The sequence below is a fragment of the uncultured Fibrobacter sp. genome, assembly GCF_947166265.1.
Classification (GTDB): Bacteria; Fibrobacterota; Fibrobacteria; order Fibrobacterales; family Fibrobacteraceae; genus Fibrobacter.
The window spans coordinates 1-5814 of record NZ_CAMVDO010000074.1; the positions used below are offsets into that span (position 1 = coordinate 1).

At 53.5% G+C, this 5814-nt stretch carries 5 protein-coding genes and 1 tRNA gene; 2 read left to right on the forward strand and 4 right to left on the reverse strand.

The features are described 5' to 3' along the window. The 3 genes from Q0W37_RS15060 to Q0W37_RS15070 form a co-directional block, all read right to left on the reverse strand. A partial coding sequence (locus tag Q0W37_RS15060) for an RNA methyltransferase (protein ID WP_297702366.1) occupies nucleotides 1–996 on the reverse strand: 996 nt, incomplete at its 3' end. 71 nt (nucleotides 997–1067) lie between these two features. Continuing rightward, entirely contained in the window at nucleotides 1068–1643 is a 576-nt protein-coding gene (locus tag Q0W37_RS15065; RefSeq protein WP_297702367.1) for a 5-formyltetrahydrofolate cyclo-ligase, read from the reverse strand. A gap of 51 nt (nucleotides 1644–1694) precedes the next feature. Further along, a complete protein-coding gene (locus tag Q0W37_RS15070; protein WP_297702368.1) occupies nucleotides 1695–2852 on the reverse strand; it encodes a ribonuclease D in 1158 nt (385 codons plus the stop codon). A 176-nt stretch (nucleotides 2853–3028) separates the two neighbouring features. On the opposite strand from Q0W37_RS15070, the gene Q0W37_RS15075 reads away from it, so the two are divergent. Continuing rightward, a complete protein-coding gene (locus Q0W37_RS15075) occupies nucleotides 3029–3865 on the forward strand; it encodes a fibrobacter succinogenes major paralogous domain-containing protein (RefSeq protein WP_297702369.1) in 837 nt (278 codons plus the stop codon). A 531-nt stretch (nucleotides 3866–4396) separates the two neighbouring features. Here Q0W37_RS15075 and Q0W37_RS15080 read toward each other — a convergent pair. Next, a tRNA-Gly gene (locus Q0W37_RS15080) sits at nucleotides 4397–4469 on the reverse strand. 165 nt (nucleotides 4470–4634) lie between these two features. On the opposite strand from Q0W37_RS15080, the gene Q0W37_RS15085 reads away from it, so the two are divergent. Then, entirely contained in the window at nucleotides 4635–5795 is a 1161-nt protein-coding gene (locus Q0W37_RS15085) for an FprA family A-type flavoprotein (protein WP_297702370.1), read from the forward strand. The last annotated feature ends 19 nt before the right edge of the window (nucleotides 5796–5814 follow it).

Sequence of the window (5814 nt, forward strand, 5' to 3'; positions counted from 1 at the left end):
TGCGTATTCGTACAGGCCGAGCGAGAGTGCCACCGAGGCGTTGTAGGAATGGGCCTCGGGCATCATCGGGATGCGGAGTACGGCGTCGCACTGCTTGCGGATAAATGGCGGAAGGCCCACGTCTTCGCCACCGACGGCAATCACGGCCTGGTCGCTGAATTCGAATCCTGCGAGGTTCGTTTCGGTGTCGGCGTCGAGCCCAAGAATCTGGTAGCCCGCGAGCTTGAGTTCGCCGACGGCCGCTTCCAGGTTGTTCGGACGGCAAATTTTCATCTTGTCGAGTGCGCCTGCGGCAGAGCGGGCGACAGCGGGCGTGATGCCGCACATACCCTTGGCCGGAAGCATCAGAAGGTCTACGCCGAGGGCGAGCGCACTACGGATGCAGGCACCCAGGTTTCGAGGGTCTTCGATGTTGGTGCCCACGGCAATCAACTTGCGTTCGCCGTTTGCCTTTGCCTTGAAGTAGTCTTCGCGGATGTTTTCCCATACGAGAAGTTCCTTTTCGTTCAGCAGGGCGACGACGCCGTGGTGCTGCGTGGTGTAGGTGTTCAGAACTTTGGAATCCACCTGCTGGACATGTACATGAAGACGCTTGGCGAGTTTCTGCAGTTCGTAGAGCTTGGGGTTGCCCGACTGGTGCATAAAGAGTACGCGGTGAACCTGCATGGGGCTGCGTTCCAGGAGGTCGGTCACTTCGCGGATGCCGCCGATGGCTGTTTGCGGAGCGTTGTCTGGGTCGCCAAAGCTTACGCGGCGATCGCCATCGGTCTTGCGACGGGTGAATCCGTCGCGTTTGTCATCGAAGTTTTCTCGCTTTTCACCGAAACCTTCGCGCGGCTTGAAACTGTCGCGCTGTTCAAAGCCTTCTCGCGGTTCGTGGTTCCTGAAACTACGACGGTCTTCGCGGAAACCTTCGCGCTTTTCGCCGAAGTTCTCGCGATCCTTGTTGTGGCGGATGATGCCGAATTCAGTTTCTTTGTTTTTGTCGAATCTCATATATGTTCCTTATAAATTCTTCTAGAGATTGCTTCGCACTGTGTGCTCGCAATGACGTGCTAGGTGAATGCCTATGGCTTTTCCCTACAAATGATAATCTGGTGCATCTTGATGTCGGTGGGCTTTTGCGTAAGCGGTTCCACGCTAATCTGCTTGGGGGTCGCGATTCCCGCCTTGTAGGCGTTCGGGTGCTTTGCTAGGAATCGGTCGTAGTAACCCTTGCCGTGTCCGCACCGTTCACCGGTCAGGTTGAACTTGGTGCCGGGAACCAGGAACACCGTAAAGTCTCCGGTGAAAGCGGGCAGGTCGCCACGGGGTTCCATGATGCCGAACTTCCCCTTGGCGAGGTCCTTCTTGAGGCTTTGCACGTGGCAGAATTCCATGGTGGTGGGGCCGGTGCAGCGGGGGAGCAGCAGTCGCCCTTCGTCAGCGAGTTGTTCGATAATCGGCATGATGTTCGGTTCGCCTGTGAGCGGGTAGAACGCTGCCACCTTGCGTGATTCCTTGTAGCTCGGAATGGCGTGGATTTCTTCCCACGGGTTTCCGATAAGTTCTTCGCCTTCGCGCTTTTTGCGCAATATCTCGAAAAGCGGCTTGGAGCCGAAAATCACGACGAGTAAAATAGAGACGAGTAGTATTGATTCCATAAAATGCCTGCGGGGGAGGGAGCGGGCGGTTGCGTGTTGAATGTTGTGCGCTTAGTCGGGGTCTCCTACGCGCTTTGCACTGGGCAGGTTCTGCTGTAGAATTTCAGTCCAAAGGGAACGCTGCCAGTTCATCAGGTGCGCTTCTTCGAAACGGGTTTCCCACGGCATGTCACCAGGGGCTGCAAGCCAGATGAGCTGCGCCTTGTTTGCCAGCAGCGACGGGTCGAGTTCCAGTTCTTCGGCCTTTAGGTCTCGCCAGGTCTTGAGCACCGAGAGCAGGTCGGAGTTCGGCACCACCGGCGGGGGCGGGGCCTTGGGGAGGCGTTCGGGCCAGTCACTTTGCGGCAAGCTGACGGCCGCCTGTAGCATATTGATAAACGAATCCAGGCGTTCGTCGCGGAAGTTGCGCGGAAGTTTCGGTAACTTTTCCACGTTCACGTTCGGGTAGTTCGCCTCGATGCGGCGAGCGATCACGAGCATCAGTTCCACCGGCATCACCTTGTAGGGCGGACGGTCGAGTTCTTCGGCCTGCTTTTCGCGCCACTCCCAAACAGCCTTGAGGACGTTCAGTGCGCACGGTGAAAGCGGTGCCGAACCCGAAACTCTCCACGGGTCCTTTTTCGGGGGCGCCGGATGCTTCGCGTGTTCAATCAAGGCGTCGCACTGTTCGGTGAGCCATTCCATGCGGCCCGCCGCCTGCAACTTTTCGACGAGGATCGCGCAAAGTTCGTGCAGGTAGAAAGTGTCGTGGATGGCGTATTCGCACATTTCGAGTGGCAAGGGGCGCGTGGTCCAGTCGGCACGCTGATTCTCTTTCTTGAGTTCCTCGCCAAAGTATTCTCTGACCAGGTCGGCAAGCCCCAGACGATCTTCCCCTAAAATCTTCGCGGCAAGCATCGTGTCGAAAATGTGCTTCGGCGAAAATCTGTAGGTCTGCCACAGCAGTCTAAGATCGTAGTCGGCGCCGTGGAAAATGAGCGTCTGCATTGCCCGTGCCTTGAACAGGGGGGCAAGGTCCAAGCCGCAAAGAGGATCCACGATGTAATGGTGCTCGCCGATGGTAATCTGGATCAGGCAAAGACGGGTAGTGTAATGGTACATGGAATCCGCCTCGGTATCGACCGCGGCCATGTCGTACAGCTCCAAATCCGAAAGCAAATTCGCAAGCGATTCTTCGCTATCTACCAGTATGTATTTCTCGTCTTGCATGAGTCGGGTGAAATGTAATAAATTTGTTTAGAGGGGGAAGGTGCTCTGCCGCTAAAACCTCCTCAGAGAGGGGCATCTGTAAAATTATTGATTTGAAATAAATTAAATTTTTGTGAAAATGATTTCGGTTATGGAGGACTTCTATGAATGCGAGCACGAAGTGCGTGGCAATCTCTATGTTACTTTCAGCCGCAATGCTTGCTGCATGTGGCGATTCTTCTTCGACGGGTTCGGAAACCCAAAGGCCGGATGGGCTGCAGAATTCGTCTAGCAGTATTGAATCGTCTTTATGTACCGATACGGTGGCGGCACCTTGCAATGTAAACGGCTTGGATAGTTGCAAATATGGAACCCTAGTCGATAATCGCGACGGTCAGGTTTATAAGACTGTCAAGATCGGATGCCAGTGGTGGATGGCTGAAAATTTGAATTACCGTTATCTACAGCCAACGGAAGAATTGGATTCGAGCAGTTTCTGTTACAACGACTCGATGGATTATTGTGCCAAATATGGTCGACTTTACACCTGGTCTGCCGCAATGGATAGTGCGGGCTTGTTCAGTAATAGCGGTAAAGGCTGTGGTAACAATACGTTTTGCAACCTAGATAGCGTTGTGGTGCAAGGCGTTTGTCCCGAAGGTTGGCATATCCCGGTAGATGTCGAATTCGATATATTGGCCTTCGCTGTGGGGAAATACTCTCCTAATGGTGGCAAGGTTCTCAAGTCGGCAAGCGACTGGGGTGATGATGGTAATGGATCGGATGCTTTTGGCTTTTCGGCTTTGCCCGCAGGCTTTGTTTTTAATGGGGAACGATATGACAATATGTTCTATACTGCCCGTTTTTGGAGCACAACGGAATGTTGCTCGCCTATGAACTCAGCCGGAGCTAGCTTGCAAATGGATCATAACGATTACGCACGATTGATGAATTCAGATAAATTTTTCAGTTTTAGTGTGCGTTGCGTGAAAGACCATGAGTGGAAATTGTGGAATCCTCCGAACGAAAAGTAATTTGTGGCTCGACCTTGGCAATCAACTTTCCGACTGCGTTTTCGTCCAATATTTGTAAAATCTCTTGCAAGGGGGTGGGGGCGGGAAAAGGGACTGCGGCTCGCCAGTCTCCGCTACGCGGCTGGCTTGCCGCCCTTCGGGCTCAACACTCACTTCGTTCGCGTTAAGCTCCAAATTCTTTTCATGGGCTAGCGCCCACAAAAGAATTTGGTCGCACCCTCGACCCCTCGGTGTCGAGGCCAAGTTCACTTCTAGCGATAAAAAAGAAAGTCACCTGATAGGTGGCTTTTCTTTTTTAGAGCGGGAAAAGGGATTGTTAGCCCGCAATATTCCTTGCTTGCGCAAGGTTGCGGTCTAACCCTATGGGCTCGATGCAAGCTGCGCTTGCCTCAAGCTCATAATTTGCCTCTTCGCACTTCGTGCATGAGCCAAATTATGCCGCACCCTCTCCCCCAAGGGGTCTCGGGTCCGACCCATAATCATTCGAATACAAAAAAGGCCTAGCTTTATGCTAGGCTTCTTTTGTATTCGAGCGGGAAAAGGGACTCGGACCCTCGACCCCGACCTTGGCAAGGTCGTGCTCTACCAACTGAGCTATTCCCGCGGGGTTGCCCAATTATAGATAATTCTTTTTCATGTGTCAAGGGATGTGCATCTTAAAAATCAATTTTTTTCTAAAATCAATGGGCTTTCGGGAAAAATTTCCCCTGCGACGGTCCTGTGGCTGAAAAAATTGTTAAATTCATTTTGTAAACAAAAAGGAAAACTTATGAAAAACTTTAGCGAAAACATCAAGTATATCGGTGTCGATGACCGCGATTTGGATTTGTTCGAAGGCCAGTACGTGGTACCCGAGGGTATGGCGTATAATTCGTATGTGATTTTGGACGAAAAGATTGCCGTGACGGACACGGTAGATGCCCACAAGGTGGGCGAGTGGCTTGCCAATCTGGAGGCCGCTCTCGCTGGTCGCAAGCCGGACTACCTGGTGATTCACCACCTGGAACCGGACCATGCCGGCGGTATTGCTGATTTTGTCGCGAAGTACCCGGAAACGACGCTCGTTTCTTCGGCGAAGGCTTTCGCGCTCCTGCCGCAGTTCATGGCTCTCCCCGAATCGGTCAAGAAGCAGACCGTGAAGGAAGGCGATACGCTTGCGCTCGGTAGCCATACACTCCAGTTTATCGGTGCCCCGATGGTGCACTGGCCCGAAGTCCTTTTCAGCTACGAACAGAGCGAAAAAGTGCTGTTTGCGGCCGATGCGTTCGGCAAGTTCGGCGTGTACGATGCCGATCCGGATGACTGGGCTTGTGAAGCCCGCCGCTACTACTTCAATATCGTGGGCAAGTACGGCAACCAGGTGCAGGCGGTGCTCAAGAAGGCCGCAGCGCTCGATATCAAGACGATTTGCCCGCTGCATGGCCCCGTGCTCACCGAAAACCTCGGCTACTATGTCGACAAGTACAACACTTGGAGCAGCTACGCTCCCGAAGACAAGGGCGTACTCGTGGCATTCGCTTCGATTTATGGTGGAACCAAGAAGGCGGCTGAAAAGCTTGCCGAAAAGTTGACCGCCGCCGGTGTCGAGAAGGTCGTGGTTTCCGACCTCGCTCGCAGCGACATGGCCGAAGTCATCGAAGACGCTTTCCGTTACGATCGTATGGTGGTCGCCGCTCCGACTTATGACGCGGGCCTCTTCCCGGTGATGGAAGATTTCCTCAATCACCTGAAGGCAAAGAATTACTCTAACCGCAAGGTGGGTGTCGTGGAAAACGGCACCTGGGCTCCGATGGCCGCTAAGAAGATGACCGAAATTCTCGCCACGCTCAAGAACGTGACACTTGCCGAAACAGTTGTTACGGTGAAGTCTACGCTTAACGCCGAATCCGAAGCCGCGATGGACAAGCTCGTGGCCGAGATGGCCGGATAGTCCACGATCAGAATCTAAA